This window comes from Kitasatospora sp. NPDC057965 (genome assembly GCF_042887135.1).
Taxonomy (GTDB): Bacteria; Actinomycetota; Actinomycetes; order Streptomycetales; family Streptomycetaceae; genus Kitasatospora.
This window is the reverse complement of sequence record NZ_JBHVPZ010000082.1, coordinates 1-1,175: the sequence shown is the minus strand read 5'-3', so window position 1 is coordinate 1,175 and position 1,175 is coordinate 1. Positions and strand designations below refer to the sequence as shown.

Below are 1,175 nucleotides of genomic sequence, written 5' to 3'. Positions count from 1 at the left end.
GGCCGTGACTGCGTGCCTTTTGAAGAATGAGCCTGCGAGTTTGCGGTGTGTAGCGAGGTTAACCCGTGTGGGGTAGCCGTAGCGAAAGCGAGTCCGAATAGGGCGGTTGAGTTGCATGCCCAAGACCCGAAGCGGAGTGATCTAGCCATGGGCAGGTTGAAGCGGAGGTAAGACTTCGTGGAGGACCGAACCCACCAGGGTTGAAAACCTGGGGGATGACCTGTGGTTAGGGGTGAAAGGCCAATCAAACTCCGTGATAGCTGGTTCTCCCCGAAATGCATTTAGGTGCAGCGTCACGTGTTTCTTGCCGGAGGTAGAGCACTGGATAGGCGATGGGCCTTACCGGGTTACTGACCTTAGCCAAACTCCGAATGCCGGTAAGTGAGAGCGTGGCAGTGAGACTGTGGGGGATAAGCTCCATGGTCGAGAGGGAAACAGCCCAGAACACCGACTAAGGTCCCTAAGCGTGTGCTAAGTGGGAAAGGATGTGGAGTCGCAGAGACAACCAGGAGGTTGGCTTAGAAGCAGCCACCCTTGAAAGAGTGCGTAATAGCTCACTGGTCAAGTGATTCCGCGCCGACAATGTAGCGGGGCTCAAGCACATCACCGAAGTCGTGTCATTGCAGCATATAGGGCCAACGCCTGCTGTGATGGGTAGGGGAGCGTCGTGTGCCGGGTGAAGCGGCGGTGGAAACCAGTCGTGGACGGTATACGAGTGAGAATGCAGGCATGAGTAGCGATACAAGAGTGGGAAACTCTTGCGCCGATTGACCAAGGGTTCCTGGGTCAAGCTGATCTGCCCAGGGTAAGTCGGGACCTAAGGCGAGGCCGACAGGCGTAGTCGATGGACAACGGGTTGATATTCCCGTACCCGCTTTGAAGCGCCAACGCTGAACCGAGTGATGCTAAGCCCGTGAAGCCGTCCCGGAGTCTTCGGACAAAGGGAAGTGGTGGAGCCGGCGATCCAACCTCGTAGTAGGTGAGCGATGGGGTGACGCAGGAAGGTAGTCCAGCCCGGGCGGTGGTTGTCCCGGGGTAAGGGTGTAGGACGTTGTGTAGGCAAATCCGCACAACATGAGTCTGAGACCTGATGCCGAGCCGATTGTGGTGAAGTGGATGATCCTATGCTGTCGAGAAAAGCCTCTAGCGAGTTTCATGGCGGCCCGTACCCCAAA

1 rRNA gene is annotated in these 1,175 nt (G+C 56.9%); it reads left to right on the top strand.

Annotation, left to right across the window (positions count from 1 at the left end):
• Positions 1-1,175: ribosomal RNA gene (locus ACFVVU_RS39145) — 23S ribosomal RNA — on the top strand; the annotation flags it as partial.